Consider the following 26090-nt stretch of genomic DNA (forward strand, 5'->3'; position numbering starts at 1 on the left):
GGTGGTGTTCTCCTAGCGCTGGGTGGGGCGCAGGGGTGTGGCCCCCGGGCCTGGATCGTGCTCCGTTGTCCCCCGCACGAGGCTGAGCTGCTGCCCCTGGCCCACCGTGAGCCCGCGTGCTGTGGCGAGCACGAGGGCGCGGTAGTCCGCGATGAGCCCGATGATCTCGGCGAGGCTCTCCCGCACCACGTAAGTGGCGCCCCCGACCATCACGAGGGTCGTGTCAGGGTTCTCCTGCACGCGCTCGATGAGGTCTGGGTTGACTGCGAAGCGTGACCCGTTGAGGCGGGTGACTGCGATCATGGGGCCGTTCTTCTGCTCGGGGGGCGAGGCTCAGTGCCTCGCCCCCCACTATCGGCCGCCGAACCCGCGGCGTAAGGCCGGCATCCTTCCCGGAGAACTAGCGCTTGAGGTCCACGAGCTCCTGGAGGACCTGGTCCGAGGTAGTGATGATGCGCGCGTTGGCCTGGAAGCCGCGCTGGGCCACGATGAGGTTGGTGAATTCCTGGGAGAGGTCCACGTTGCTCATCTCGAGCGCTCCTCCGGCCAGGGTGCCGAAGCCCGGGTCGCCGGCCTGCCCGACCTGGGCCGTGCCGGAGTTCGCGGTCACCGTGTAGGAGGAGTCCCCGGCCTTCTCGAGCCCGGAGGCGTTGGTGAACTTCGCGAGGGCGATCCGGCCCACGGTCTGCTTCAGCCCGTTGCTGAAGGAGCCGATGAGGGAGCCGTCCGAGCCGAGGGTGAAGGCCTCGAGCGTGCCGGCAGAGGAGCCGTTCTGGCTCGTCGCCGCCACGGTGGTCATCCCCGCGTAGCCGGTCACCGCACCGAGGTCAACCGTGATGCCGCCGACGGTGAGCGCCGCCCCCGCTGCCTGCTTGCCGCCGGTGAAGGCGAGGGAGCCCGCCCCGGTGGCCCCGTCGGCGTCGGCCGCGGCGACGTTCCACCCGCCGGCGGTCTTCGTGAAGGTGAGCGCGAGGTTCCGGGCGGTGCCGTTCGCGTCGTACACCTTGATGTCCCGCTCGAGGGAGGTGCCGGCCGCGGCGTCGGAGGGCAGGTTGCCGTCCACCCCGACCTGGCTCGTGGCGACCGCAGGGATCGTGGCGGTCGGTGAGAGCGTGACGTCGCCGATCGGGGAACCGGTGTTGACCACCCCGGCGGCATCCGCGGTCCAGCCCTGGAGGATGCCGCCGTCGGGCCCCACGAGGCGTCCGCCGGCGTCGAAGCCGAAGGAGCCGGCGCGGGTGTAGAGCTGCTGGCCGCCGCGGCTCGTGATGAAGAACCCGTCCCCGGAGATCATCATGTCCGTGGCCTTGCCCGTGGTCTGCGCTGAGCCCTGGGTGAAGTTCGTGGTCACGGCCGCGACCTTCACGCCGAGGCCGATCTGCGCGGGGTTGGTGCCGCCCGTGGCCGGCTGCGGGCCGCTGGCGCCCTGGGTCAGCTGCGAGAGGGTGTCCTCGAACTGGGTCGAGGATCCCTTGAAGCCGGTGGTGTTGACGTTGGCGATGTTGTTGCCGGTGACGTCCAGCATGGTCTGGTGGGCGCGCAGGCCCGAGATGCCGGAGTAGAGCGAGCGGAGCATGGTGGCTGCCTTTCGTCGGGCGGTGAGGGGGGCGGATCAGGGAGGGCGGGTGGGTCAGGGAGGGCGGGCGAACCTGAGAGGACGTGCGGGTCAGGCGCCGGCGATGCCGGTGATCGAATCGAGCGGGATCGAGGCGCCGCCGATCGTCACCGTGGGCGCGGAGCCGGTGTAGGAGACGCTGCTGGGGGTGCCGACGCCGGTGGAGCCGTCCGCGGCGAGGTACGTCACGGCCTTGCCGATGAGGGCTGCCGCCGCGGCGCGCTGCTGCATGCTCAGGCCCTGGGCGCTGTCCGTGGCCAGCTGGGTGAGCTTCTCCATCATGGACAGCTGCGTGGTCTGGTTGATCATCGCGTTGGTGTCCATGGGCGAGCTCGGGTCCTGGTTCTTCAGCTGCGTGACGAGCAGGTCCATGAAGACCGTCGAGTCCATGGTCTGCTTCGGTGCGCGCACCGGGGCCGAGGAGGTGAGGCTCGTGCTCCCGACGGAGCCGATGGGGCTCCCGACGGGGGCGATGGGGCTGGTGCTCATGGATGCCTTTCTCTCAGACGAGGATGTCGAGGCCGGTGGCCGTGGGGGCGGTGGTGGGCGATGGGCTTAGGCCCGCGGGCGACGCCCCAAGGAGGCCGTCCCTGAGGATGCCGCCGCTCCCCCGCCCGGAGGCGTAACCTCCCGGGGTGGCGCCGGGCTGGCCCTGGGCGGACCCGCCCGCGGCGCCGCCCGCAGTGCCTCCCGCTTGGCTCCCGGGCTGGCTGCCCGGGTGCCCGCGGTCCCCCTGCCCGCCCGGCTGCTGCGGGGTGCCGCGCTGGGAGAGGTCGAGGCTGGCGCCGAGGCCGGTCCCGGCGAGGTCGCGGCGCAGGTCGGGCAGCACGGCCTGCACGGCGGCGCGCCCGGCATCGGTCGGGGCGAACAGCTCGATCCGCACCCCGTCCGCGCCGATGCGCGCCTGAACGGTGACCGGGCCGAGGTTCTCCGGGGTCACCTTCACGGTCATGATGTGCTCGCCCGGCCCCGCCTGCGCGAGCGTCGCTACGGGCCGCGAGAGCTGGCTGGCGAACGCCTGCGGCGGCGCCGCCGGTGGACGCACGACGGCGGTCGGCAGCACTGCGTCGAGCGTCGCCGCCGGGACGGGCACCGCCGCGGGGAGCCCCGCGGCTGCAGACACCGCAGCGGAGGCCAGGCCGTCCTGGGCCTGGCCGGCCAGCCCTGAACCGGCCAGCCCTGAACCGGCCAGCGCAGAACCGGCCAGCGCGGAACCGGCCAGCGCAGAACCGGTCAGCACTGCGCCAGGCTGGTCTGGACCTGGCTGTGCCCAACCTGACTGTGCCGAACCGGACTGGGCCGAACCGGACTGGGCCGAACCCGGGCCGCCGGTCGAGACGCCTGCGGGGGCGGTGGCAGGTAGGGCCGGGCCCGGTGCCGTCCCTGTGCCGCCGGAGGACACGCCGCCCACGGGGCCGGTGGCCCCTGCAGCCGATGGTCCCGGAGTACCGGCCCCCATCGCCGGTACTCCGGAAGTCTGTATTCCGGAAGTCTGTCCGGGCCCCGCAGCGCCGAGCCCCGCAGCACCCGGCCCTGCCGCGGCCGCGGGTCCCGCCGCGACGGGCGCCGCACCCGGGACGGCCGCCATCCCGCCGCCGGGGGCCACGGCACCGATGCCCGGACCACTGCCGGGTGCGCCGGGGGCGGCAAGCACCCCGGCGGCGGCCGAGGACGCCGACGCGGTGGCGAGGGCCGGCGTCGTGCTTGCGGCGTCGGAAGGTGTCGCCGGGACCGTGCCCGCGGAGGCAGCGGCGGCCACCTGGGCGGCGACGAACCCGGCCAGTGCGGCTGCACCGGCGGAACCGGAGTCTGCTCCGGCGTCGGGCGTCGCGTCGGCCGCGCGGCGCGGCTCGGCCGGCCGGGCCCCGGAGCGCGGGGCCGGCCGCCCCTGGACGTCGGCGAGCGCCGCGGCGAACTGCCCCGGTCCCCCGTCCGCGGACGTGGCACCACGAGGGGCAGGCCGGGCGGCCGCAGCGGGCGCCGGGACGGCGGGCGCGGCGGAGATGAGGGCGGCCATCAGACGCCTCCGGGGTAGAGGGCAGCGACGACGGCGCGGGCCGTGGGCTCCCACTTGGCGTAGGCGTCGGGGAAGGCGGAGCGCTGCACGGCCTGGTCGGCGGCAGTGACGGACATGCTCTGCCACCCGGGGAGCGCGGTGAGGCGGTCCAGGAACATCCGGGTCGAGGCCCGCGGGTCCATCGCGTCCGCGACGCTGCCCCACGAGAACTGGCTCCCGTTGACCTGCTGCTGGAACAGGCCCACGGAGTAGCCGTCGGTGCCCACGGCGGACGGATCGGGCGCGAGCGCCTGAGACCCCGCGACCTTCGGGTTCCAGTACATCTTCAGGGAGGACTCCTGCAGCGCGGTGGAGACCGCGTTGACCGCGGCCTGCGCGGGAAGGCCGCGGGCCCGGACCTCGCCGACGATCGTGCGGGCGTAGCCCAGCTGGGACGCAGTGAGGCCGGCCACGCCCGACGGCTCTGATCCGGCAGCCGCAGCGCCCGCCGCGCCGATGCCTCCCGCCCCGGGGACCCCGCCGTCCGGCACGATCCGCCGGATCGCCGTGAGCCCGGTGTACTTCTCCCACGCGTCGCGGACCTGGATGGTCTTGCCCGGCTCGGGGGCGTCGATGGCCTTGCCGTTGCCGAGGTAGATGGCCACATGCTCGCCGCCGAAGTCGATCAGCAGGTCGCCCGGCTTGGCCTCGGCGAGAGACGCGACCGGCGTGCCCTGGGTCATCTGATCGTGCACAACCCGCGGCAAGGAGATGCCGAGGTCCTGGTAGACGCGCTGGACGAACCCGGAGCAGTCCATCCCCGTGGCCGGGTTGGTTCCGCCCCACACGTAGGGCACGCCCACGTACTTCTGCGCCGCGGCGGCGACCTGGTCCCCGGTGACCCCGCCCGTGCTCCCGGCTGCGGCGAGGGGCGCCGCGGCGTCGGCGGCCGCCGGGGCGGGGGCGAGCAGGCCCGCGAGCGCCTGGGCGAAGGCCGCGGCGGTCTGGGGCGTGGCGGTGGTGGAGCCCGGGCTGGCGGCGCCCTTGGCGCCCGCCGCGGACGACGCCGGCCGTTGGGCTGCCGCCGGATCGAACCCGGCGATGGTGGTCTGGATCTGGGCCACGCGCCCCATGGCCTCGGTGATGCTCATGCGCCCGAGCCTCCGGAGCCGGGCTCGTGGGCGCCGCGGAGCCGGGCCGCCGAGCCGAGCTCGTCGAGGACCACCTGCTCGGCGGCGAGCGCGGAGGCCGCGGCCGCGGCGGCGTGGCGGGCCTCGAGTTTCTCGAGCCCCACGGTGCGGGCCCGGGCGGCGCCGAACTCGCGCTCCGCCTCGTCCCGCTCGGCCTCGACCGTGGCGGCGAGGCTGCGCAGCTCCGTGAGCATGCTCATCGAGGAGGCCCGGGCGGCGGCGACGGCCAGCAGCGCGGCCGAGGTGTCGGCGTCGGACGGGATGCGCTCGGCCTCCGCGACGGTCCGGCCCTCGCGCGCGGCGATCGCGGCGAGGCGGGAGTTCGCGGCGCCGAGGTGGCCGGCGGCCTGGTCCTGCTCGAGCCGGCGCAGCCTGAGCAGTCCGGCGAGGGGGAAGGGTGCCGTCATCGGGGACCTCCGAGAGTCGTGGCGAGTCGGGAGAGCCGGGCCCATGCGTCCTCGGACGCGGTGCGCTCGTCGAGGCCCTGGCGCAGGAACGCGTCGATCTCCCCGGCGTGGTCGAGGGCGGCGTCGACGAGCGGGTTGCCGCCGCGCTGGTAGGCGCCCACGTCGATGAGGTCCTGGGCGGCGGTGCGGGCCGCGAGCACGCGGCGCAGGGCCGCGGCCCACGCGGTGCGCTCGGGCGGGTTGACCTTGGCTGCGACGCGGGAGACGGAGCCGAGGACGTCGATGGGCGGGAAGTGGCCCATGACGGAGAGCTTGCGCTCGAGCACCACGTGCCCGTCGAGGATGGAGCGGGCGGCGTCCGCGACGGGCTCGTTGTGGTCGTCGCCGTCCACGAGGACGGTGTAGATGCCGGTGACGGACCCGGTGCGCGCGGTCCCGGCCCGCTCGAGGAGGCGGGCGAGGAGCGCGAAGGCCGACGGCGGGTAGCCGCGGGTGGCGGGCGGCTCGCCGGCGGAGAGGCCGATCTCGCGCTGGGCCATCGCCACGCGCGTGAGCGAGTCCATCATGAGCAGGGCGTGGGCCCCCTGCTCGCGGAACGATTCGGCGATGCGGGTGGCGGTCGAGGCCGCGCGCAGGCGCATGAGGGCCGGCTCGTCCGAGGTGGCGACCACCACGACCGAGCGGGCCAGCCCTTCGGGGCCGAGGTCGTCCTCGAGGAACTCGCGCACCTCGCGGCCGCGCTCCCCCACGAGCGCGATCACGGAGACCTCCGCCTCGGTGCCGCGGGCCACCATGGACAGGAGCGAGGACTTCCCCACGCCGGAGCCTGCGAACAGGCCGAGGCGCTGGCCGCGGCCCACGGTGGCGAGGGTGTCCAGGGCGCGGACGCCGGTCTGCAGCGGGGTGTCGATCCTGGCCCGCTCGAGGGCGGACGGTACGGCGCCCTCGTCGGGCACCCGGGGGCCGGCGATGGGCCCGCGCCCGTCGATCGGGCGGCCGAGGCCGTCGAGGACGCGGCCGAACAGCGCCGGGCCCGTGGGGACGAGGGCGCCGCCGCGGTGGGCCCGCACCGGGTGGCCCACGCGGAGGCCGCCGAGCGGTCCGAGCGGCATGCACGTGAGCGTCCCCCGCGCGGAGGCGACCACCTGGGCGCCGGTGACCGATCCGGCGTCGCCCGTGATCTCCACGAGGTCCCCGACGGCGCAGCCGAGCCCGGCCACCTCGAGCCCGAGGCCGCGGACCGCAGTGACGGTGCCGACCCGTTCGGGCGCCGCGGCGGCGACGGCGCCGGGGAGGCCCTGCAGGACGCTCATGCCGGCGCCCCCGGCGGCAGGGCCCCGTCGCCGGGCCCGGTCAGGGCCGCGGCGGCGCGGGCGAGGGCGGTGCCGATCCGGGCGTCCAGCTCGCCATCGGGGTAGACGGCCACGGCGTCGCCGCGGGCGAGGGACGGGTCCGGCTCGAGGGTGACGCCCGCGGGGACCGAGCCGGCGGACGGGCCGAGGAGGGCGAGGTCCGCCGGGTGGAGGCGGACGGCGAGGACGGCGGCCGCGTCCGGCGCGGACAGGGCGCGGGCGAGGGCGGCGCGGGCGCTGCCGGGGGCGTCGTCCAGTTCGCGGCCGATCACGGCCTCGGCGACGGCGAGGGCCGCGGCAGCGAGCTGGGCCTCGGCCTCGGCGAGGACCGGAACCGTGCGCGCCTCGAGGGCACGGGCGGCGGCGGCGAGGATTGCCACGGCGGCGTCGGCCCGCGAGCGTGCGGCGGCGAGCGCGGCCGCGTGCTCGGCACGGCGCTGCTCCTCGCGCTCGGCGGCCTCGGCGGCGGCGCGGCGCAGCCCGGCGGCGTAGCCGGCGGCGTGGCCGCGCGCGTACCCCTCGGACTCACCGGCCGGGTCCAGATCCGGGAACACGACCGGGCGCACCGGGGCCCCGGGCAGGAGCCCACCGGGCACGGGCGTACCGAATTCGGGTGCGCCGAGCACGGGCGTACCGAACCCGGGCGCGCGGACGTTCGCGGTGTCAGTAGACAAGGTCGTCCTCCTCGCCGCGGCGCATCGTGATGGCCCCGGTAGCCTCGAGCTCGCGGATCGAGCGGACGATCTCGGCGCGCGCCTCCTCCACCTCGGAGGCCCGCACCGGGCCCAGGGCCGCGATCTCGGAGGTGAGGATGTCCCGGTTGCGGTCGGAGACGTTGCCCGTGATCGCGTCCAGCACCGGCTGGGAGGCGCCCTTCATCGCGCGGGCGAGCAGGCCGGCGTCGACCCCGCGGAGGATGAGCTGGATGTCCTTGCGCTCGAGCTTGACGATGTCCGCGAAGGTGAGCATCTTCGAGCGGACCTCCTCGGCCAGCTCGGGGTCGCGCTCGGCGAGCCCGTCCAGGACGGTGCGCTCGGTGGCCACGTCGGAGCGGTTGATGATGTCCACGAGCGGCTGGACGCCGCCCATGACCTCGACCTGCCGCTGGCCGGGGCTCAGGGCCGTGCCGGTGCGCGCGCGCAGGCTCTCGGCCACGACGCTCACGGCCTCGGGGGTCGCGGAGCCCATGGTGGCCAGGGCGTGCGCCACATCCGTGGCCTGCGCCGGGCCGAGCCCCGCGACCACGTGGGAGGCCTGCTCGGGGCGCAGGTGCGCGAGCACGAGCGCGATCGTCTCGGGCAGCTCCCCGTCGAGGAGGGTCAGCAGCTGCGCGGGATCCACGGTGTCGAGGAACTCGAAGGACTTCCCGGCCATGGTGGAGGCGAGCCGGTCCATGACCCCCGCGGCCCGGTCGGGGCCGAAGGAGGATTCGAGGAGGCCGACGGCGAAGTCCCGGCCCCCGCGCGTCATGCGCCGCCCCGAGACGGCGATCTCGTGGAACTCGGCGATGACCTCGTCGGAGACCGCGGGGTCCACGCGGCTGAGCCGGACGATCTCGGCGGCGATGTCCTCCGCCTCGGCCTCGGTGAAGTGGGCCATGACCTTTGCGGCCGACTCGGGGCTCATCTGCATGAGCACGATCGCGACCTTCTGCGTCCCGGTGAGCCTGAGCTCGCCGGCCTGGGCCAGCGCGGGCGTCATACGGTCTGCCTCTCGTCCATGAGCGCGCGCAGGTACTCGGCGGTCTTCTGGGGCTCCGTGGCGCCCAGCCGGTCCACCTGGGCGCGGCGCCGCTCGGCGTCGAGCACCTCCTCGCCGGGATCGGGCAGGGCGGGCACGAGCGGCTCCACCGCCGGCAGGGCCGTCGTGACCGAGGGCTCGATGGCGACGGGGACCGGCAGCTCTTCGAGGAGGATGTCCCCGCCGAGCTCCAGGGGCTCGCGGGCTGCCATGCGGCGCCGGCGCATCCACAGCAGCACGGCCGTGACGATGAGCGCCAGGATCGCCACCCCGGCCCAGATCATGGTGGCCAGCAGCTGGCCCTGCAGCCTGGCGGCCTCGTCGGCCTGCTGCTGGGCGAGAGCGGCCTTGGCCTGGTCCGCGGCTGCGGTGCTGAAGGGGACCACCTGCATCGAGAGCACGTCGCCGCGGGTCGTGTCGATCCCGGCGGCGGCGGAGACGAGCGCGTTGAGGTTCTGGATGTTCACCCCGGTGGCGGCCGAGGAGTTGACGGCAACGGAGACCGACTGCCGCTTGAGCGCCCCGGCCGGGATGGTGCGGTCCTCGGTGACCTTGTTCACCGCGTTGTCCCGGGTGTCCTTGGTCGAGTCGTACGTGCCGTTGCCGCCGGCCGCGCCCGAGGGCACGGCGATGTTGTCCGGCCCGAGGACCCCGGAGGCGCCCGAGGCGCCGGTGCCGCTGTACTTCTCGGTGGTGGTCGACTGGCTCAGCGGGGCCGCCGAGGCGCTCGCGTAGGTCTCGGACTTCTGCTGGGCGGACTGCTGGTCCACCTCGGGCACCACGGCCACGGTCGCGTTGCCGGGGCCGAGCACGCGGTCGAGCACGGCCTGGACGGCGGCCTGCGTGCGCTGCTGGTAGTCGGAGGCCTGCTTCGCGCCGTTCGCGCTCAGGCCGGCGCCGACGGCGGAGAGCACGTTGCCCTGGGCGTCCACCACGGAGACGTTGGCGGCCTTGAGGCTCGGCACGGCCGCCGAGGTCAGGTGCACGATCGCCTCGACCTTGTCCGCCGAGAGGGTCTGCCCGGGCACGGTCTCGACGAACACGGACGCCGTGGGGTCGACCTGCTGGGACGTGAACACCGTCTTCTGCGGCAGGGCGAGCTGCACCGTGGCGGTCTTGACGCCGTCGAGGTGCGAGATCGTGGTGCCCAGCTCCCCCTCGATGGCCCGCTTGTAGGTGACGTCCTGCTGGAACTCGGAGGAGGTCACGCCCATCTTGTCCAGGAGCGAGTAGCCGGTGGCGGGCGCGGCCGGGAGGCCGGCGGAGGCGGCCTTGAGCCGCTCGTCGTAGACCTTCTCCTGCGGCACGAGCACCGTCGCCCCGCCGTCGGCGAGCTGGTAGGGCACGTTGTCCTTGCCGAGCTGGGCCACCACGGCGCTCGCGTCCGAGCTCTGCAGCCCGGTGAACAGCGGCGCGTACGTGGGACGGCCCAGCCAGGAGACGAGGGCCACGGTGCCCAGGGCCAGGACGGCGAGGCCGATGACGGCGAGGGTGCGCTGCCCGGTCGTGAAGCCCCTGACGGTGACCGCGAGGCGCCTGCCCGCGGCCAGGAGGAACGGCGGCATCAGCCCTGCATCCTCATGATCTCGTTGAACGCGTCCACGCCCTTGTTGCGCACGGTGGCCGCGAGCTCGAGGGTGACCTGGGCGCGGGTCGCGGCGATGGTCGCGTTGTGGATGTCATCCAGGTTCCCCGTCACCGCCTGGACGGAGAGCTGGTTCGAGGTGGACTGGAGCTGCTGCAGGTTGTCCACCGCGCCGGCGAGGCTCGCCGCGAAGCCGCCGCCCGCCGTCGTGCTCGCCGAGGTCCCGGTGACTCCGGCGGCTCCGGTGATCCCGTCGAGGCCCTGCACGCCCTGCAGCGGGGAGACCGGTCCGATGGGTGCGATGCTCATGATGACTTGCCGATCTGCAGCGCGGACTCGTACATGGTGCGGGCGCGGTCCACGACCTGGGCGTTGGCCTGATAGCCGCGCTGGGCCATGATGAGCGAGCCCATCTGCTCGTTGAGGTCGATGTCCGGGTAGCGCACGTAGCCCTGCGCGTCGGCGACCGGATTGGTGGGCTCGTAGACCATGCGGCCGGACGCGCTGCCCTGCGGAGTGCTCTTGACGTACACGCCGGAGGTGCCCGGCCCGGCCTGCGCCTCGATGAAGCGTGCCTGGAACGCGGGCCCGCTCGTGGGGGCGGCGTCGTTGACGTTGGCGAGGTTGTCCGAGATGGCGTCGAGCCACTTGCGGTGGACTGTGAGGGCGGTGCCGGCGATGCCGATCGCGTCGAAGGTCATCAGGCCGTCCTCATCGCCGTGCGGAGCCCCGTGAACTGCGCGTTGATGGCCTGCGAGGCGAACTGGTAGCGCAGCACGGTGTCGACGTTGGACAGGGTCTCCGTGTCGAGGTTGACGTTGTTGCCGTCGGTGCGGGTCGGCTCCGCGGAGACGGACGTCGTGGCGGACGCGTGGCCGTCGCCGGCCTGCACGGACGCGGCGAGCGCGGACTCGAAGGAGACACGCTGGGCGTGGTAGCCGGGGGTGTTGACGTTCGCGATGTTGTCCGCGATGGCGCGCTGGCGCTGCGAGAGTCCGTCGAGGGCGCTGGTGAGCGCGGCGGACGTCACGGATTCGAGCACAGTTCTCCTGCCCAAGAGGAACGCGAGGAGGCCGGTCCGTGGCCTGGTCTGAGAGCAATCCGTGCTCGCAGGGCACTATCGGCAGGGGATGCGCGGGCGTTAGCGCTCGGGAGGTTCAGCCTCGGACGTCGAGGTACACCGGAGCGTCGCGCCGCGCTGAGGGAACGGCCCGAAGCGCGCCGAGGTGGGTCGCCACGGTCGAGCGCGCCTCGGCGAGCCTGGCCGCGAGGTCCTGTTGGGCCGCCTCAAGCGCGCGGGCCCGCTCGGCGAGGCTCTCGGGCAGCGGTCCGAGGCCAGCAGGCGGGGCCCAGCGCACGACGGCGGGTGGGAGCCCCGCGGGGGCCGGCCGGCCGCCGTCGTGCTGGCCGAGCAGCCGCCCGCACGCGGCGACACCCTCCTCGAGCGCCGCGAGCACCGACTCCCACGTTCCGGTCGCAGGGACAGCGTCACCCAACGGCGTACCCCTGGGAGGCCTCGATCCCGGCGGACTCCTGCTCCGCCACCACTCCCGCGGCGGCGTGCCAGGACTGCTGCAGCGGCTCGAGCAGGGTGATCGCCTCGCGGGTCCGCTCCGGGTCGCGGTGGATGTTGGCGTTCACGAGGGCCACGCGCACGTACTCGTAGATGGCCCGCAGGCCGTCCGCGCCGTCCCAGACGCCCGGCCGGAGGGTCGCGGTGAGCTCGCCGATGATGTCCTGCGCGTGCAGGAGGTTGTCGCTCGCCGCCTGCCAGTCCGCGGACCCCTGGGCGAGCTCGGCGCGGCGCAGGTCCAGCAAGAGCCGGTCGTAGAGCATGGTCAGCAGCCGGGCGGGGCTCGCGGAGAGCACCGCGTCCCGGGTGTACTGCTGCCGAGCGTAGGATGCGCCTCTCACGGGCGGTCCCCTTTCTTCGGGCTCACTTCGAGCTCTGGCTGTAGGTCGGGAGCCCGGCGATCTGGCTCGTGAGCCAGGACTGCTGGGCCTTGAGGGTGCCGAGGGCCGTGTCCATCGCGTTGTACACCGCCGTGAGGGACGCCTTGCGGTCGGCGAGGCGCAGGTCCCAGTCGCTGATCTGGGTGCCGAGGTCGCTGACGGTGCTCTGGTGCCCCTGGATGAGCGAAGTGATCGACCCTGTCACGGGATCCGAGGCGTTCTTGGCCGCCGTGGCCACGCGGCCGGCGATCTCCGAGAGGGCCGCCTGCGTCCCGGCCGGGTCCGCCGCGAGGGCCGCGGAGAACTTGGTCGAGTCGAAGGAGAAGGTGCCGTCGCGCTGGATCACGATGCCGATCTGCGAGGGCGACTGCCCGTTCGAGGTCGGCATATAGACGGCGTCGGTGATGGCCGAGCCGACCGCGCGGACGCTCGAGTCGCCCGTGAAGAGGCCGCCACTGGCCGACGAGGTGCCCGCCGACGTGCTCGTCGTCGTGACCGCCGAGTTGCTCGCGATGGTGCCGAGCAGATCGTTGACCGAGGCCACGAGGTCGCTGGCCTGCTTCGAGACGCCTGCCGAGTCGCTCGCCACCGTGACCGCCACCGTGCTGCCCACGGCCCCCGCGGAGGCGGTGACGTTCACGCCGGGGAGCAGGTTCGTGAAGGTGTTGGTGGAGGAGGTGATGGTCTGCTGGGCGGCCGTTCCGGCGTACAGGGTCGCCTTCGCGTCTTGCGCGGTGGTGACGACGGCGGCGCCCGGCTGGGACATGAGGTCCGTCGCCGTGCCGGCGCTCACGTCGGCGGACGTGCCCTGGTAGGCGGTGAACGCGCCCGCGGCGCCCGACTGTGCGGCCGTGAGCTGGAGCCGGTAGAGTGGATTGCCGCTCGCGTCTGTTCCGGCGGCGACCTTGAGGGCCTTGGCCGGTCCACCTGAGGCGTTGATGGCCGTGACCACGTCGTCGAGGGACGTGCTCGCCGGCGTGATCTGGGTCTGCTTCCCGGTGGAGTCGACGAGGGTCAGCGCCGAGGGCGCCCCGGTCGAGTCGGTGGGCCACGAGGCCATGGCAGCGGTGACGTCGACCTGGGTCTGCGCGAGCTGGTTGACCGTCACGCTGAAGGTCCCCGCGGTCGCCGTGGTGCCGGCCGTCGCGGTCGCCGCGGTGTTGTCCGTCGTCGCGGTGAAGAGGTTGGTCGCCCCGGGCATTGAAATCTTGGTGGCGAGGTCGCTGAGCGCGGAGGCCTTGCTGTTGAGGCCCTGCAGGGCCGTGATCATGCTCTGCTGGTCCGATTGGGCCTGCTTGAGCTGCTGCTGGGGAAGCGCCTCGACGTTCATGAGCGAGGTGATGATGGACGTGATGTCCAGGCCACTGCCCAGTCCGTTGACCGATACTCCCATGGGTGTGCTCCTTCGGTCCGGCCTCCGCGACGGGGCCGGCTACGGGTGGGACGCCGAGGGCGGCCAGGCCGTGGAGGGCCTGGCCGCCGTTGGCGCTATTGCACTGATCAGCCGAGGAGCTTGAGGATGCCCTGGCCGGACTGGTTGGCCTGGGCGAGCATCGCCGTGCCGGCCTGCGAGAGGATGGAGTCCTTCGTGTAGTTGACCATTTCGGACGCCATGTCGGTGTCCGCGATGTGCGACTGCGAAGCCGCGAGGTTCTGCGCCGAGACGTTGGCGATGTTCATCGCGTGGGACAGCCGGTTCTGGGAAGCGCCGAGGCTCGCCCGGTCGGTCGAGATCGCGGTGATCGCGGTATCGATCGCCGTGATCGTCGTCTGCGCACTTCCGTTCGAGGTCACGTCGAACCCGGTCGCTCCCGCCGCGCCGCCGAGCGTGCCGACGGAGGTGGCCACGTCAGCCAGCGTCACCGCAATCGTGTCATTCGCGGTGCCCCCGGCGCCGACCTGGAACGACTTCGACCCACCCTTGAGGAGGTCGATGCTGTTGAAGTTCGTCCCATTGGTGATGCGGTCGAGCTCCTTGCCGAGTTCGTCCGCCTCGGCCTTGATCGCGGTGCGCGAATCAGTGTTGTTCGAGTCGTTTGCGCCCTGCACCGCGAGGTCGCGCATGCGCTGAAGGATCGAGTGCACCTCGCCCAGGGCACCGTCGGCGGTCTGGATCAGGTTGATGCCGTCCTGCGCGTTGCGGGCACCGATGCCGTAGCCGTTGACCTGTGCCTTGAGGCCCTCGGAGATCGAGAGGCCCGCGGCGTCGTCCGCGGCGGTGTTGATGCGGAGGCCGCTCGAGAGCTTGGCCATGGAGTTGGCCATGCTGATCGAGGTCTTGTTGAGGTTCTGGTAGGCCTGCATGGCCGAAAGGTTGGTGTTGACGGTCAGTGCCATCGTGGGTTCCTCCGTGAGTGGGTAGGGGTACTGCTCCGGGCCCGTCCGTGGGCCCTCCACCGCACCTATCGGCGGCCGCGAGGAACGCGTTAGCTGCACGCCGAAAAATGTGCCCGCCTAATTTTTCGCCCCGCCCTGCCGACAGTCCTCTGTACACGGCGCGCGTGCACGCCACGCACCCGGCACTGTTTGCCTCATGGATGAGGAGTTGGCCAAGGAATGGCGATCCACGACCTGTCGGCCCAGCTCTGGCATGAGCGCGAGCTGCTGGACCTGCTGACGTTCAAGCTCGAGGAAGAGCAGCTGCTGCTGACCGCGGGGAAGACGCGGTGGCTCTCGCACGCGACCCGCGAGGTCGAGCACGTCCTCGAGCGCCTCCAGGCGGCGGGGCTCGAGCGGGCGGTGACGGCCGCCGCCGTCGCCCGGGAATGGGGTCTGGACGAGGAGGCGACGCTCCGCGACCTCGCCGCAGGCGCTCCCGACGCCGCGTGGGCGGACATCCTCTCGGCCCATCTCAAGGCGATGACGGACCAGGCCGCCCTCATCCGGCAGCTGCGCGATGCGAACGCCCAGTTCCTCCGCGCCGCCGCCCGGTCCACGCAGGAGACCCTCGCGGAGACCGAGGCCTCCGTCACCACCCTCTACGACGCGCGCGGGCGCTCGGCTGCCCAGGGCAGCGCGCGCCTGTTCGACCAGAACCTCTGAGCGAAGGAACCCCGTGAGCACCTTCGGCGCCCTCAACACCGCCTACCGCGGCCTCTCCGCCGCGCAGCAGGCCATGGACCTCGCCGGCCACAACATCTCCAACGCCGGCACCGACGGCTACACGCGCCAGCGCATCGAGCAGTCCTCCGTGGCGGCGCCGGCGGCGATGGGCCTCGCCGCGACCGGCCCTCAGGTGGGCCAGGGCGTCTCGGTGGACCGGATCGCCCGCCTCGGCAACGCTCTGCTGGACGCGTCGGCCCGCACCACCGCGGCCACGGCCGGCTACACGGCGCAGCGCTCGTCCGCCTACCAGCAGATCGAGGCGACCCTGAAGGAGCCCGGCACCGACGGGCTCTCCGCCCGGCTCCAGTCCTTCTGGTCCGCGTGGCAGGACGTGGCCAACCAGCCCGGCGAGGCCGCCCCGGCGAGCGCCCTGATCCAGGCCGGGAACCAGCTCGCCTCCACGCTCTCCGCCGGCTACGGCGCCCTCGACGCCCAGTGGTCCGCCACCCGCGCCGACGCCCAGTCCATGGTCGCCTCGCTCAACGACGCCGCGTCCCAGGTCGCGGCCCTGAACAAGAGCATCCGCTCCACGCTCGGCGCGGGCGGTTCGGCCAACGAGCTCATCGACGCCCGCGCCAAGCTCACCGAGTCCATCGCCTCCCTCGCCGGCGGCACGGTGCGCGAGGAGGCCGACGGTACCGCCACGGTGTACCTCGGCGGGAACGCGTTGGTCAGCGGCGACTCCGCCCGCTCGGTCCAGCTCGCCGGTGCGGCCACCATGGCGGACACCGCCTCGGGCGCCCTCACCCTCGTGTGGGCGGACCGCCCGGCTCAGGGGGTGGGGCTCGATGGCGGTTCAATCGCCGGGGCCCTCTCCGTCCTCGCCCCCGCGAACGGCGGCAACGGCGGCGCGATCGCCGAGGCCGCCGCCCAGTACAACGCGGCCGCCGCAGCGCTGGCTGCCTCCGTCAACGCAGTCCACAGCGCCGGGCAGACCACCACCGGGACCCCGGGCGGACCCTTCTTCGCCTTCTCGGCCTCGCTCCCCGCCGCCCAGGGCCTCACCGTGGCCGTCACCGGCGCGGACCAGATCGCCTCCGGCGCGCCGGGCGCGGGCGCCCTCGACGGCTCGACCGCGGACGCGATCGCCCAGCTCGGCGTCGCCCCGGGATCGCCGGACGCCAGCTGGGCCGCGTTCGTCACGGCCACCGGCTCCGCCTCCCGCGCCGCCCAGCAGCAGGGCGACCTCGCGGACACCGCGGCCGCGAACGCCAAGCAGGCCCAGGCCTCCGGCGCGTCGGTGAGCCTCGACGAGGAGAACGTGAACCTGCTTGCGGCCCAGCACGCCTACCAATCCGCGGCCCGGGTCCTCACGGCCGTCGACCAGGCGCTCGACACCCTCATCAACCACACCGGAACGGTAGGACTGTAGCCATGCTCCGCGTGACCGACCAGACCATGACCCTCGCGGCCCAGCGCGCCCTCGGCGCCCGGCAGGCGAGGCTCGCCGCGGCCCAGGCCACCGCGACCTCCGGCGCCCGGATCACCCGGCCCTCCGACGATCCCGTGGGCACGGGGGATGCGATGCGCGTGCGGGCCCAGATCGCCGCGGGGGCGCAGTACAAGCGGAACATCGACGACGGCACCGCCTGGCTCGGCACCCTGGACTCGGCCCTCGGCTCCGCGACGGACCTGCTCCGGCAGGTCCGGGACGCCACGATCCAGGGCGGCAACGGCTCGCTCAACCAGGACGGCCGCGCCGCCCTCGCGACCCAGATAGACTCCCTCCGGCAGGACCTGCTGGCCACCGCCAACACGCAGTACATGGGCCGCAGCGTCTTCGCCGGGACCTCGGACGCCGCGAGCGCGTTCACGGACGGGACCCCGCCCACCTTCAACGGCACCCAGGGAGGCACCGTGCAGCGCCGGATCGGACCCGACCAGACCGTCCGGGTGGACGTCGACGGCGCGGCCGCCTTCGGAACGGGGCCCGGCTCCGTCTTCGCGGTCCTGGACCGCATCGCCGCCGATCTCCGCTCGGGTGCGGACCCGACGTCGCGCCTCACCGCGCTCGACGACGGCATGAAGGCCGTGGCCGCCGCGCGCTCCGACGTGGGCGGGCGGCTCTCCCAGCTCGCCCGCGCCGGCCAGGCCACCGCGGATGCCGCCACCTCGCTCGAGGCGCGCCGCAGCGGCATCGAGGACATGGACCTCGGCAAGGCCGTGCTGGACCTCCAGCTGCAGCAGACCGCCTACCAGGCTGCACTCGCCGTCACCGCGAAGGTGCTCCAGCCGAGCCTGACGGACTTCCTCCGGTGAGCGCCCTCGCCTTCGCGGAGCCCCTCCCCGGCCTCGCCCCCCACACGGACTACCTGCTCGAGGCGGTCGACGGCGCCCCCGGGCTCTTCAGCCTCTGCCCCCCAGGGGATCCGGCGATCAGGCTCTTCGTCCTCGACGCGGCAGTGTACGTCCCGGGCTACTCCCCCGATGTCGCGGCGCCGGCTGCCCGGATCGGGCTCGGGGCGCAGGACCGGCCGCGCATCCTCGTCGTGGCGACCCCCGCGGGCGGGGCGACGACCGTGAACCTCGCGGCCCCGGTGCTGGTCAACGACGCCGACGGGCGGGCGGTGCAGGCCGTGCTCGACGGGTGGCCCGTGCGGGCCGGGCTCGGCGCCCAATAAGCGTCGGGCACAGCAGGGTCGGGCACAGCAGGGTCGGGCACAGCAGGGCGGCCCTTCCGTGGGGTTGCGGCTAGTCCTGGTTGCCGCGGCCAGCGTGGCCGTTGCCCTTGCCCTGGTTCCTGCCGTTGCCCTGACCGTTGCCCTTGGCTGGGCCGTTTCCATTCCCCTGGCCCACGGAGACCGAGATTCCGTAGGGGTCCGTCAGACCGAGGATCCGGTCGAGGGTGCTCACGAGCTGTCCGGCAGCGGCCGCGTTGCCGTTGCCCTGCCCCCTGGCGCCATTCCCGTTCCCAGAGCCGCGGCCGTTTCCGTTGGCCTGGCCGCTTCCGTTGGCCCGGCCGTCACCCTTGCCCTGGCCGTTTCCGTTGCCCTGGCCGCTCGCGTCCGATGCCGCCCCGCCCTGGCCGCGGCCGTTCGGCCCGCCGTTGCCCTGGCCGTTCCCGTTCGGGCCGTTGGCGCCCGCGCCGGCGCTGCCCTGGCCCTTGCCCGCGGCGCCCGGCTGGCCGCCCGTGGAGTCCCGATCGTGGCCCGGCGCGCTGTCCTGTCCCCCGCCGCCGCTGCTGTCGGGGCTCCCGTCGTCACCGCCCTGGGCGGCCGCAGGGCCGCCGTCGGCCGGTGACGTCGCGGCAGGGGTGAGCACGACGGAGGGGTCACCGCAGAGGGCATGGATGCAGGGGTCGGGGGGCGGCATTGCGACGGGACCGGAGCCGCCGGCAGCCGCGCCCTCTGAAGGCGCCAAGGAGGCGGGCACGGCACGGAGCGCGGCGGCCGATGCGCTGGCCCGCGCCGACTGGACAGTGGCACCGTACTGCTGGAGCGGGCCGTTCATGGCCGCCTGCAGGGTGCTGACGCCGCAGAATGTCAGAACAGCTGTCCCGCCGACCACGGCCGGCAGCTGCCACACCAACTTCTTCATTTTTCAGCCTTGATGTCGCGCGGCCGTTCATCCGGCCCTCACGCAGACCTTACACTGTGTCCAGTGGTGCTGGTGCCACTGGTGCTGGCGGGACCACGGGGGACTAAGGGGGGTTGTGTCATGGACACAGACGTTCTCCGGCGGCAGGCGGCCGCCGCGTTCGAGGCGCTCGGCGCGCCTGATCATCTTACGCTCGACTCGCTCGCGGAGCGGATCGAACAGCATCGTGGCCGGAAGATCGTGGTCCGCGCGGTCGACCATCTCGGTGCCGACAAGGTCTCCGGCCTGTGGCTCTCGCTGCCCGCAGCCGAGCTGGTGCTCCATGCCAAGACCGGCTCGGAGCTGCACCGCGAGCAGATCATCCTCCACGAGCTGGCCCACATGGTGCTCCAGCACGACCTCCTCGTGGGCGAAGACCGCCACGTCTCCTCCCTCCTGCCGGACCTGGACCGCAGCATGGTGTCGCGGGTCCTGGCGCGCTGCCGGCGGCAGTCCGAGCCGGAGATCGTCGCGGAGTCCCTCGCCGACCTCTTTGCCGGCGCCATCGCCCGCGGCCGGCGGGCCCGCCGGGACGAACCCCTCAACTTCCGGGGCGTGTTCGGGTGACGCCGCTCGCGGCCGCGACCGCGGCACTGTGGATCCTGGTCCTCACGCGGCTCGGACCGTTCCTGCGAAAGCGCGGGGACCTGGTGTTCTTCGCCGCTCTTGCCGGGGCCGCCGCAGCGGTGCTCATGGCGCCCGCGGTGAGCGACACCGTCTTCGCTGGGGGCGCGGCGGTGCCCACGGTCGGATCCCTCATCATGCTCGGCCTCGGGCTCGTGCGCGCGGCGATCGTCCGGGCCGTCGTGCTGCCCGCCCACCAGGCCCCGGTGCTGCAGCGCGGCCTCCTCCAGACGGCCGCGGCGATGACGGCATACTGCTCGGCCTACGCCTGCGCGGCCATAGTCGGCGCCGTCCCCCTGCGCGGACTGCCGGCGGTCCCCGAGGCGCAGGTGGACGTCGGGGTGTTCGTGTTCACCACGACGCTCTCCATCTACGTCATCTTCGCCGCCGTCCAGATCGCGCTGGTGTGCCTGCGCTATGTGCCGCAGATGGCTTCCGGCCTGTTCAGGATCGGCTTCACCACCGTGGCAGTCGGGTGCGGCTCGGCGGTCGCCGGCATGGCCGCCAACGTGCTCCGCGAAGCCGGAGACCTCACCTCGCTCGGCCTCGACGCCGGGCCTGCGCTCGAGGCCTCCTTCGAGTGGTTCGCCGGCTGCGCCGGCGTACTGCTGCCGCTGGGGCTCGCGCTCCCGTCGCTGACGCGGTGGGCCGATGCGTGGCAGGTGTACGAGCGCTACTGCCTGCTGCGGCTCGACCGGGTCTGGCGGCGCGCGGCCGACACCAACCTCGTGATGGACGCACTCACGGCGCCCCTCAGCGGCGTCGTCAGCAGGGATCCCCGATCCCGCCTGCACCGCGCCCTCGTCGAAATCATGGACAGCGAACTCGCCGCAGGCGGCTCGCTCCTGACATCATCGGAATCGAGACTCGTCAAGAAATCGGAGGAAGCCTTCTATGCCTGAGAATCTCCCGCCGGAGCCACAGGAAGTCTTGGCGGAACGCCTCAACACGCTCCTCGACGTCGTGGCTGCCGAGGGCGGCAACCGCTACACGTTCCCGGAGATCAAGACCGCCATGGAGGCCCGCGGCGTCCACATCTCCCGCCAGCGTTGGCACTACATGCGCGCCGGAACCGGCCCCATGACCACGGACACGCCCCTCCTCGAAGCCCTCGCCGACTTCTTCGGCGTCCCCGTCTCCTTCCTCACCGACGCCGACGCCGCGGTCCCCTCGCGCGTGACGGCCCAGCTTGAGCTGCTCCGCACGCTCAAGGAGGCCGAGGTCAAGAACTTCGCTGCCCGCGCCCTGACGAGCGACCTCTCCCCCGAGACCCTCCTGGAGATCCGCGACATCATCGACCAGACCCTCAACCGGCAGTCGCACGACCACGACTGAATCCCGCTGGCCCGTCGCAGGCACGGCCTCGGGACGTGAAAGGGCCGCGGCCCCTGCGGGCCGCGGCCGGTGGTGAAGGATGATTCGCTCAGTGCGAGGGCATCACGCGGTGGTGCCTGGCGTCGTTGGCCGGTTTGAAGGCCGCAGCTGTCACTCCAGCGGCGACGATGCCGGCGATCCACGAGGTCCAGGACGCTCCCGTATGAGTCGTGTACATGCCCATCCACGGGGACACGAACAGCAGGACGCCCAGAGCGCACTGCACGTATTCGAGCCACGGTGTGCCGGGCAACGACAGGTTGAGGACGGCCGATGCGATCAGCAGGATCCCGAACACGAGCATGAGCGAAGTCGACGACGCGGTCTGCGACGTCCACATCGTTGCAAGCGCCGCGTAGAGGCCGCAGATGAGCGCGACGTAGTCCTCCCAGCGCGTCCACTTGTTCATGGGTTTGCACTCCTCCCAACTCTCCACCCCCGGTCCCCCCGGGGGACTCGGTCAGTGCTCGGCTGGTCGGTGCAACTGCGCCGGCGCATGGGCGCTGGCCACTTCAAGTACACGCCGGAGAACGCGGGCTGTAAAGGGCGGAAGTCCCCCTAGCTGCGGGTGAGCTCCTGCGCGTCGAGGGGCTCTCCCGCCTGCTCGTCGCCCTGCGCGTGCAGCACCATGACGGGGCAGGAGGCGTGCTCGGCGACGGCGCGGCTCACCGAGCCGAGCAGCATGCCCATGAATCCGCCGAGGCCGCGGGAACCGACAACGAGCATGGTCGCCTCGCGGCTGGCCCGGATGAGGACCTGCGCCGGGCGCCCCTCCACGGTGAGCGCCCTCAGGCCCTCCGGCTGGTGGTCCCCGTAGGCCTCCTTGAGGGCAGACTGCAGCACCGTCGCCGCGTCCTCCTCGGGGTTCCAGTCGATGCCTGGATAGGAGACGTACCCGGCGCTGCTCGTGGGGATGTGCCAGGCGGCGATCGCGGTGATCGGGCCGCCTACCGTGGGCTCGAGCCGCGCAGCCCATTTCAGGGCCTCGATCGAGAGGGGCGAACCGTCGACGCCGACGACGATCCCTTGGACGGGGGCAGACTCCTGTGCTTCGCTCATGGCCAGAGCCTAGGGCCGAGGCCCGTCCGGAGCTAGGGAACTTGGGCCCCCGTGCACGGCAGCCCCGGCTGGCGGAGCCCGACCCTAGTGAGAGCCAGCGAGCTGCGACCAGAGGGCCAGGACACCGCAGACGGCCATGGCACCCGCGGTGGTCCATCCCAGCACGTTGGAGAGGACTCCGTTGCGGGCATTGCCCATGATCTTCCTGCTGCGCGCGATGAGGAGGACCACCACGAGGAAGGGCGCGGCAGCCACGGCGTTGATCATGGCGCTGAGCACGAGCATGGTCATCGGGTTGGGGAAGAGGCTTGCGAGCAGCGTGCCGCCCACCGTCCCCAGGAGCACGAGCCCGTAGAACACCGGCGCCCTGCGCACACTGCGCTCGAAACCCCAGGACTTTCCCGTCAGGCTGCTCAGGCCGATGCAGGCGGCGGACGCCAGCACCGGCACGCCGAGGAGGCCGGTCCCGATGAACCCCACGGCGAAGACCGCGCCGGCCAGCGGGCCCGCGATCGGGCTGAGGGCCTTCGCGGCATCCGCCGCCGTCTGGATCGACTGGCCATGCTGCCCCAGAGTGGCGCCCGTGGCCACGATGACGGCGAACATCACGACCACCGAGAGGGTCATCCCGGTCACGACGTCGATCCGGCGCTCGTTCCTCCTCCGGTGGGCACGATGGAGCGGCATATCACGGCCCGGCACGGCCGAGGGGCCTCCATGGCGCTTCTCGGCCCGCATCTCCTCGACCCTCTGGCCACTCTCCCAGAAGAAGAGGTATGGCGAGATGGAGGTGCCGAAGACGCCGGCGACGAGGCCCCAGTAGGGGAGGTCTCCCGTGAGCTGCTGGAACGAGAGTCCCTTCAGGACCTCGAGCCAGTCGACATGGGCCACGAACATCACGGCCACGTACGTGAACAGTGCGAGGCAGAGGCCTGTGAAGATGCGGGAGACGATGCGGTACGAGCCCGCAACGAGTAGCACGGCGATGGCGAGGCCCGCGAGTGCGCTCCACAGCTGGGCGGGACCGGCACCGAGGAGTTCCATTCCTCCCCCGACGGCCATGAGATCGGCGGAGAGGTTGACGGTGTTCGACACCAGCAGGAGGACGAGGAGGATCCCGACGGTGATTCTTCCGGCGCGGGGAAAGCGCTCCCGCACGATCGCGCCGATGCTCTTGCCGGTTGCCGCGGCCGTGCGGTCGGACATCTCCTGGGCGGCGATCATCAGCGGGAGCACGACAGGGGCCGTCCAGACCATGCCGAAGCCGTACAGGGCCCCGGCCTGGGCGTAGGTCGCGATGCCGGAGGGATCGTTGTCCGAGGCGCCTGTGACCACCCCGGGTCCGAGGGTCTTCGCCGCGCACTTCCACCACGGGCCCGCGCGCTTGCTGCTCATGTGGCGCCGCCTCACTCCGCCGGCAGTCCGTGTGCCTCATGGTCGTGCGGCGCTGGTTTCTGGTGCGCTTCCTGGCCCGGTTCGGCCGCCTGCTCCTGGCCCGCGGTCTCCGTCTCGGGCAGCTTGGTCGGCTCAGGGAAGCGTGAGATCGCGGCCGGCACCGCGAGGAACATCATGATGCAGAGCACGCAGAGCACTCCCCCGGCCACGAGGGACTGCCACCGCCCCAGCACCACATCGAAGATCAGCGACGAGGTGCCCATGATGAGCAGGGCAGCCAGCCCGAGGGCCACCTTCGCTGCCCAGGACCCGCTCGCCACAAGGCGGTCCTTGACCTGCTTTCGGAAGAGCCACCGGTGCACGCTCAACGGCGTGAGCACCACGAGGAGGGCGATCGCCGCGACCACGACCAGCACGAGGTACAGCGTCCGGGCGTACTCGTCCAGCGCGGTGAAGCGGGCCTGGAACGGCAGCGTCATGAGGAATCCCGCGATGAGCTGCAGGCCCGTCTGCAGGATGCGGAGCTCCTGCAGGATTTCGGCCCAGTTCCGGTCCAGCTTCTCCGCGTACGTCTCGCGCCGGTGGTAGAGGAGGTGGCGCTGGGACTTCCGCTCGGCGGTCCGCTCAGTGGTTCCGGAGGGCATCGATGAGCTCACTCTTGCGCAGGGACGAGTACCCTTTCAGGCCGAGCGCCTTCTCCGCCGGCATGGCCGTTCTCCTTCCATCGCGGGCCGCGTCTTCCAGCCCCGCTGAGATGTTCTTTCCCTTCCAGTACCGGGTTCACACCTCTTCGGGACCCTGGCGGCCGTCTCCCGCCAGGACCACGGACGCCTCAACTGAACGGTCCGTGACCGTGGTAGGGCTCTCGAGGTGCACGGCCTGGGACGGAATGATGCCGGCACCGCCGTACCGCTCCATGACCCGCCACTGCGCCACGACATCCTCGCCGGCGTGGGCAGGCGGAAGGTCGCGCCAGAACCGGAATCCGCCGCATTCCTCGAGGGCCTCCCGCCGGTACAGCACGCATCCGCCGACCCAGGCCACGCGGTACGGGAGCCACTCCCCCGCACGCAGTCGGCCCGTACGGCGCAGCTCGGCCGCGAGATGGGCCAGATTCGCCGCGTTGTGCAGGCTCCACCGCTCGAACCCCGGAGCCCCGCGCTCCATCCGCTCGGGCCGCACCGGCCCATCCCACAGCGAGAACGACTCGACCTCCTCCGGGCGCGGGTCGTCGAGGTAGGAGAGGCCTTGGACCGCCATCCCCACGAACCCGCAGCCGAGGGTGCCGAGCGCCTCTCCCAGGGTGCGGACGGCACCGGGAGCCAGCCACACGTCGTCGTCCAGGAAGAGCACCCGCGGGGCGGTGGAGGCCTCGAGGAGGAACTGCCGATGCTCGGCCAGGCCCCTCCGAGGGTGGTGCCGGAGCGCGCGCACGGGGCGGCCCTGCGCTTCGAGCAGCCGCAGCATCGCGGCGGGCCCCTCGTACTCCCAGCCGGCCGGCCCGTCGCTCTGGTCGCTCACGACGACGCCGAAGCCGTCCGCGTCCTGGGCGGCGAGCCCGGCCAAGGTGGTCGCGAGCTCGGTGGGGCGGTTGCAGGTCGGGATGAGGACCTCGAGGAGCGGCTCGCTGTCCGGACCGGGCGCGGCCCAGTCCTCGGGCCCGCGGTTCACCGGTCCACCGTGCTGCCGGTCGGGCGGCTGTCGGTCGGGTGACGCTGCCCGCGCTCGGTCCAGCCCAGAGTCTCGAGGCGTCCGCCGACGGCCTCCACGGCACCCGCCTCGGCCAGCATGCCCGGAAGGTAGTCGCCGCCCTTGACGTACACGTCCGGGGCGAGGGCCTCGATGAGCGGAACCGCCGTCTCGGAGTCGAAGACGAGGGCATGGTCCACGGACGCGAGGGCCGCGACGACGGCGGCCCTGTCGCCCTCCGCGGTCAACGGCGGGGCGCCGTGGAGGCGGTGCGCGGACTGATCGGAGTTGACGCCGACCACGAGGAGGCCGCCCATCCGTGCCGCCTCCTCGAGGAAGGCGGTGTGGCCGCGGTGGAGCCCATCGAACACCCCGTTGGTGAGGACCACCGTCTGCCCGGCGGCCCGGGCCGCGGCCACGGCCTCGCGGGCGGCCTCGAGGGTGCTGACCTGACGGGCCGGTTCGCGGCGGAGGGCGGCGGCCAGGCGCTCCCCCGTGCACGTGCTCGTCCCCGGGAGGCCGACGACGACATCCGCGGCGGCCTGCCCGACGTCAGCGGCAGCCTCGACGGGCAGGCCCAGTGCAAGGGCGTAGGCGAGTCCGGCCACGAAGGTGTCCCCGGCTCCGACCGCGTTCTGCTCGGGGGCCGGGCGGGCCGCAGTCGCGTGCACGCTCCCGGGCCGCCCCAGGAGCACCGTCCCGTCCCGGTCGAGGGTCACGAGCGTGTGTGCGGCGCCGGTCGCCGACCCGAGCTCGCGCGCATGGCCCTCGGCCCAGGCTCGGCGGTCTCCGTGGGGCGTCGGCTCGCCGAGGAGATCGGCCGCTTCCTGGGCGTTGGGGGTGGCGACGTCGGCCCTGAGGCTGGCCCAGTCGTGGAAGCGCCGGGCGTCCACCACGAGCGCATGGGCTCCGCGGCGGATCGCGGCGCGGTCCAGCGCCGCGAGCGCGCCGAGGCCGTAGTCGCATACGACGACGGCGTCGGCCCAGGCCAGCGCGGCGAGCGAGCGGTCCGAGACCTCGCGGGCCTCGGCCTGGTCCGCAGGCCGGCACGAGTCCACCCGCAGGAGCAGCTGGCCGCCGGCGAGCATCCGGGACTTCACCGACGTGGAGCGGCCGGCACGCCGCACGAGCGTTCCCTCGGTGCTGATCCCCGCCCGATCCAGGCACGCGGCGAGCGCGGCGCCAGGTTCGTCGTCGCCCGCTACCCCGGCGAGCACCACCTCGGCGCCGAGCGCGGCGAGGTTCATTGCGGTGTTCCCGGCTCCTCCCGGCGCGTCCACGACGCGGGCCACGTCCAGCACAGGGACGGGCCCCTCGCGGCAGAGCCTTTCGGCGCCGCCCTCGCACCAGCGGTCGAGGAGCACGTCCCCGAGCACGAGGATCTTGGGCCGGCGGCGGCCCAGGGCGGTGAGGATCTCAGCGGCGTCCAC

The 26090-nt window shown here is 73.1% G+C and carries 31 protein-coding genes; 7 read left to right on the top strand and 24 right to left on the bottom strand.

Annotated elements, in window-relative coordinates:
• Positions 1–12 precede the first annotated feature (12 nt).
• The 17 genes from J2W21_RS00440 to J2W21_RS00520 form a co-directional block, all read right to left on the bottom strand.
• Positions 13–303 carry a flagellar FlbD family protein gene (locus J2W21_RS00440; protein ID WP_307112538.1) on the bottom strand — a complete coding sequence of 97 codons (291 nt, stop codon included), beginning with the start codon at positions 301–303 and terminating at the stop codon, positions 13–15.
• A 97-nt stretch (positions 304–400) separates the two neighbouring features.
• On the bottom strand, positions 401–1576 hold the full coding sequence (locus J2W21_RS00445) for a flagellar hook protein FlgE (protein WP_307112539.1): 1176 nt from the start codon (positions 1574–1576) through the stop codon (positions 401–403).
• 90 nt (positions 1577–1666) lie between these two features.
• Positions 1667–2104: a flagellar hook assembly protein FlgD gene (locus J2W21_RS00450; protein ID WP_307112540.1), complete on the bottom strand. Its 438-nt coding sequence runs from the start codon at positions 2102–2104 to the stop codon at positions 1667–1669.
• Between the two features lie 13 nt (positions 2105–2117).
• On the bottom strand, positions 2118–2855 hold the full coding sequence (locus J2W21_RS00455; RefSeq protein ID WP_307112541.1) for a flagellar hook-length control protein FliK: 738 nt from the start codon (positions 2853–2855) through the stop codon (positions 2118–2120).
• A gap of 776 nt (positions 2856–3631) precedes the next feature.
• Positions 3632–4762 (bottom strand): C40 family peptidase, encoded by a 1131-nt coding sequence (locus tag J2W21_RS00460; protein WP_307112542.1) that lies wholly within the window; start codon positions 4760–4762, stop codon positions 3632–3634.
• On the bottom strand, positions 4759–5208 hold the full coding sequence (locus J2W21_RS00465; protein WP_307112543.1) for a hypothetical protein: 450 nt from the start codon (positions 5206–5208) through the stop codon (positions 4759–4761). The genes J2W21_RS00460 and J2W21_RS00465 overlap by 4 nt, the downstream gene beginning before the upstream one ends.
• The gene (locus J2W21_RS00470; protein WP_307112544.1) at positions 5205–6521 is read right to left on the bottom strand and encodes a FliI/YscN family ATPase; all 1317 of its coding nucleotides are present in this window, start codon (positions 6519–6521) and stop codon (positions 5205–5207) included. Before J2W21_RS00470 ends, J2W21_RS00465 begins: the two co-directional genes overlap by 4 nt.
• Complete coding sequence (locus J2W21_RS00475) at positions 6518–7234, bottom strand: FliH/SctL family protein (protein ID WP_307112545.1); 717 nt, start codon at positions 7232–7234, stop codon at positions 6518–6520. Before J2W21_RS00475 ends, J2W21_RS00470 begins: the two co-directional genes overlap by 4 nt.
• Positions 7224–8261, bottom strand: a complete 1038-nt coding sequence (fliG, locus tag J2W21_RS00480; RefSeq protein WP_307112546.1) for a flagellar motor switch protein FliG — start codon at positions 8259–8261, stop codon at positions 7224–7226. Before fliG ends, J2W21_RS00475 begins: the two co-directional genes overlap by 11 nt.
• Positions 8258–9865 carry a flagellar basal-body MS-ring/collar protein FliF gene (gene fliF, locus J2W21_RS00485; protein WP_307112547.1) on the bottom strand — a complete coding sequence of 536 codons (1608 nt, stop codon included), beginning with the start codon at positions 9863–9865 and terminating at the stop codon, positions 8258–8260. The genes fliG and fliF overlap by 4 nt, the downstream gene beginning before the upstream one ends.
• On the bottom strand, positions 9865–10194 hold the full coding sequence (gene fliE, locus J2W21_RS00490) for a flagellar hook-basal body complex protein FliE (RefSeq protein ID WP_307112548.1): 330 nt from the start codon (positions 10192–10194) through the stop codon (positions 9865–9867). The genes fliF and fliE overlap by 1 nt, the downstream gene beginning before the upstream one ends.
• Positions 10191–10586, bottom strand: coding sequence for a flagellar basal body rod protein FlgC (locus tag J2W21_RS00495; RefSeq protein WP_307112549.1), 396 nt, complete (start codon positions 10584–10586; stop codon positions 10191–10193). Before J2W21_RS00495 ends, fliE begins: the two co-directional genes overlap by 4 nt.
• Positions 10586–10927 (bottom strand): flagellar basal body rod protein FlgB, encoded by a 342-nt coding sequence (gene flgB, locus J2W21_RS00500; protein ID WP_307112550.1) that lies wholly within the window; start codon positions 10925–10927, stop codon positions 10586–10588. Before flgB ends, J2W21_RS00495 begins: the two co-directional genes overlap by 1 nt.
• A gap of 115 nt (positions 10928–11042) precedes the next feature.
• Positions 11043–11381, bottom strand: a complete 339-nt coding sequence (locus tag J2W21_RS00505; RefSeq protein WP_307112551.1) for a hypothetical protein — start codon at positions 11379–11381, stop codon at positions 11043–11045.
• Entirely contained in the window at positions 11374–11799 is a 426-nt protein-coding gene (gene fliS, locus J2W21_RS00510; RefSeq protein WP_307112552.1) for a flagellar export chaperone FliS, read from the bottom strand. The genes J2W21_RS00505 and fliS overlap by 8 nt, the downstream gene beginning before the upstream one ends.
• 22 nt (positions 11800–11821) lie before the next feature.
• The gene (gene fliD, locus J2W21_RS00515) at positions 11822–13231 is read right to left on the bottom strand and encodes a flagellar filament capping protein FliD (protein WP_307112553.1); all 1410 of its coding nucleotides are present in this window, start codon (positions 13229–13231) and stop codon (positions 11822–11824) included.
• A gap of 107 nt (positions 13232–13338) precedes the next feature.
• Positions 13339–14175, bottom strand: coding sequence for a flagellin N-terminal helical domain-containing protein (locus tag J2W21_RS00520; RefSeq protein ID WP_307112554.1), 837 nt, complete (start codon positions 14173–14175; stop codon positions 13339–13341).
• 219 nt (positions 14176–14394) lie between these two features.
• Between J2W21_RS00520 and flgN the strand changes: the two genes are divergently transcribed.
• Genes flgN through J2W21_RS00540 form a run of 4 tightly spaced genes read left to right on the top strand, consistent with a single transcriptional unit; the run spans position 14395 to position 17564 of the window.
• Complete coding sequence (gene flgN, locus J2W21_RS00525) at positions 14395–14880, top strand: flagellar export chaperone FlgN (protein ID WP_307112555.1); 486 nt, start codon at positions 14395–14397, stop codon at positions 14878–14880.
• Positions 14881–14893: 13 nt separating this feature from the next.
• Positions 14894–16315, top strand: a complete 1422-nt coding sequence (gene flgK / locus J2W21_RS00530; RefSeq protein ID WP_307112556.1) for a flagellar hook-associated protein FlgK — start codon at positions 14894–14896, stop codon at positions 16313–16315.
• A gap of 2 nt (positions 16316–16317) precedes the next feature.
• Entirely contained in the window at positions 16318–17202 is an 885-nt protein-coding gene (gene flgL / locus J2W21_RS00535) for a flagellar hook-associated protein FlgL (RefSeq protein WP_307112557.1), read from the top strand.
• Entirely contained in the window at positions 17199–17564 is a 366-nt protein-coding gene (locus J2W21_RS00540; protein ID WP_307112558.1) for a flagellar assembly protein FliW, read from the top strand. The genes flgL and J2W21_RS00540 overlap by 4 nt, the downstream gene beginning before the upstream one ends.
• Before the next feature lie 70 nt (positions 17565–17634).
• Here the strand turns inward: J2W21_RS00540 and J2W21_RS00545 are convergent, their stop codons facing one another.
• A complete protein-coding gene (locus J2W21_RS00545) occupies positions 17635–18480 on the bottom strand; it encodes a hypothetical protein (RefSeq protein WP_307112559.1) in 846 nt (281 codons plus the stop codon).
• Positions 18481–18600: 120 nt separating this feature from the next.
• On the opposite strand from J2W21_RS00545, the gene J2W21_RS00550 reads away from it, so the two are divergent.
• From J2W21_RS00550 to J2W21_RS00560, 3 genes are read left to right on the top strand one after another with little or no spacing between them, the layout of a single operon-like run.
• Positions 18601–19086 (top strand): hypothetical protein, encoded by a 486-nt coding sequence (locus J2W21_RS00550; protein WP_307112560.1) that lies wholly within the window; start codon positions 18601–18603, stop codon positions 19084–19086.
• The gene (locus J2W21_RS00555) at positions 19083–20045 is read left to right on the top strand and encodes a hypothetical protein (protein ID WP_307112561.1); all 963 of its coding nucleotides are present in this window, start codon (positions 19083–19085) and stop codon (positions 20043–20045) included. The genes J2W21_RS00550 and J2W21_RS00555 overlap by 4 nt, the downstream gene beginning before the upstream one ends.
• A complete protein-coding gene (locus J2W21_RS00560) occupies positions 20038–20478 on the top strand; it encodes a hypothetical protein (RefSeq protein ID WP_307112562.1) in 441 nt (146 codons plus the stop codon). The genes J2W21_RS00555 and J2W21_RS00560 overlap by 8 nt, the downstream gene beginning before the upstream one ends.
• An 88-nt stretch (positions 20479–20566) precedes the next feature.
• Here J2W21_RS00560 and J2W21_RS00565 read toward each other — a convergent pair whose 3' ends face one another.
• From J2W21_RS00565 to J2W21_RS00590, 6 genes are all read right to left on the bottom strand, one after another.
• Complete coding sequence (locus tag J2W21_RS00565) at positions 20567–20926, bottom strand: SPW repeat protein (RefSeq protein ID WP_307112563.1); 360 nt, start codon at positions 20924–20926, stop codon at positions 20567–20569.
• A gap of 149 nt (positions 20927–21075) precedes the next feature.
• A complete protein-coding gene (locus tag J2W21_RS00570) occupies positions 21076–21576 on the bottom strand; it encodes a universal stress protein (RefSeq protein ID WP_307112564.1) in 501 nt (166 codons plus the stop codon).
• A gap of 84 nt (positions 21577–21660) precedes the next feature.
• Positions 21661–22971: an Nramp family divalent metal transporter gene (locus tag J2W21_RS00575; RefSeq protein WP_307112565.1), complete on the bottom strand. Its 1311-nt coding sequence runs from the start codon at positions 22969–22971 to the stop codon at positions 21661–21663.
• A gap of 11 nt (positions 22972–22982) precedes the next feature.
• The gene (locus J2W21_RS00580; protein WP_307112566.1) at positions 22983–23615 is read right to left on the bottom strand and encodes a DUF6328 family protein; all 633 of its coding nucleotides are present in this window, start codon (positions 23613–23615) and stop codon (positions 22983–22985) included.
• Positions 23616–23751: 136 nt separating this feature from the next.
• On the bottom strand, positions 23752–24642 hold the full coding sequence (locus J2W21_RS00585) for a glycosyltransferase (protein WP_307112567.1): 891 nt from the start codon (positions 24640–24642) through the stop codon (positions 23752–23754).
• Positions 24639–26090 (bottom strand): PfkB family carbohydrate kinase, encoded by a 1452-nt coding sequence (locus tag J2W21_RS00590; RefSeq protein WP_307112568.1) that lies wholly within the window; start codon positions 26088–26090, stop codon positions 24639–24641. The genes J2W21_RS00585 and J2W21_RS00590 overlap by 4 nt, the downstream gene beginning before the upstream one ends.

The sequence above is a fragment of the Sinomonas atrocyanea genome (genome assembly GCF_030811715.1).
Classification (GTDB): Bacteria; Actinomycetota; Actinomycetes; order Actinomycetales; family Micrococcaceae; genus Sinomonas; species Sinomonas atrocyanea_A.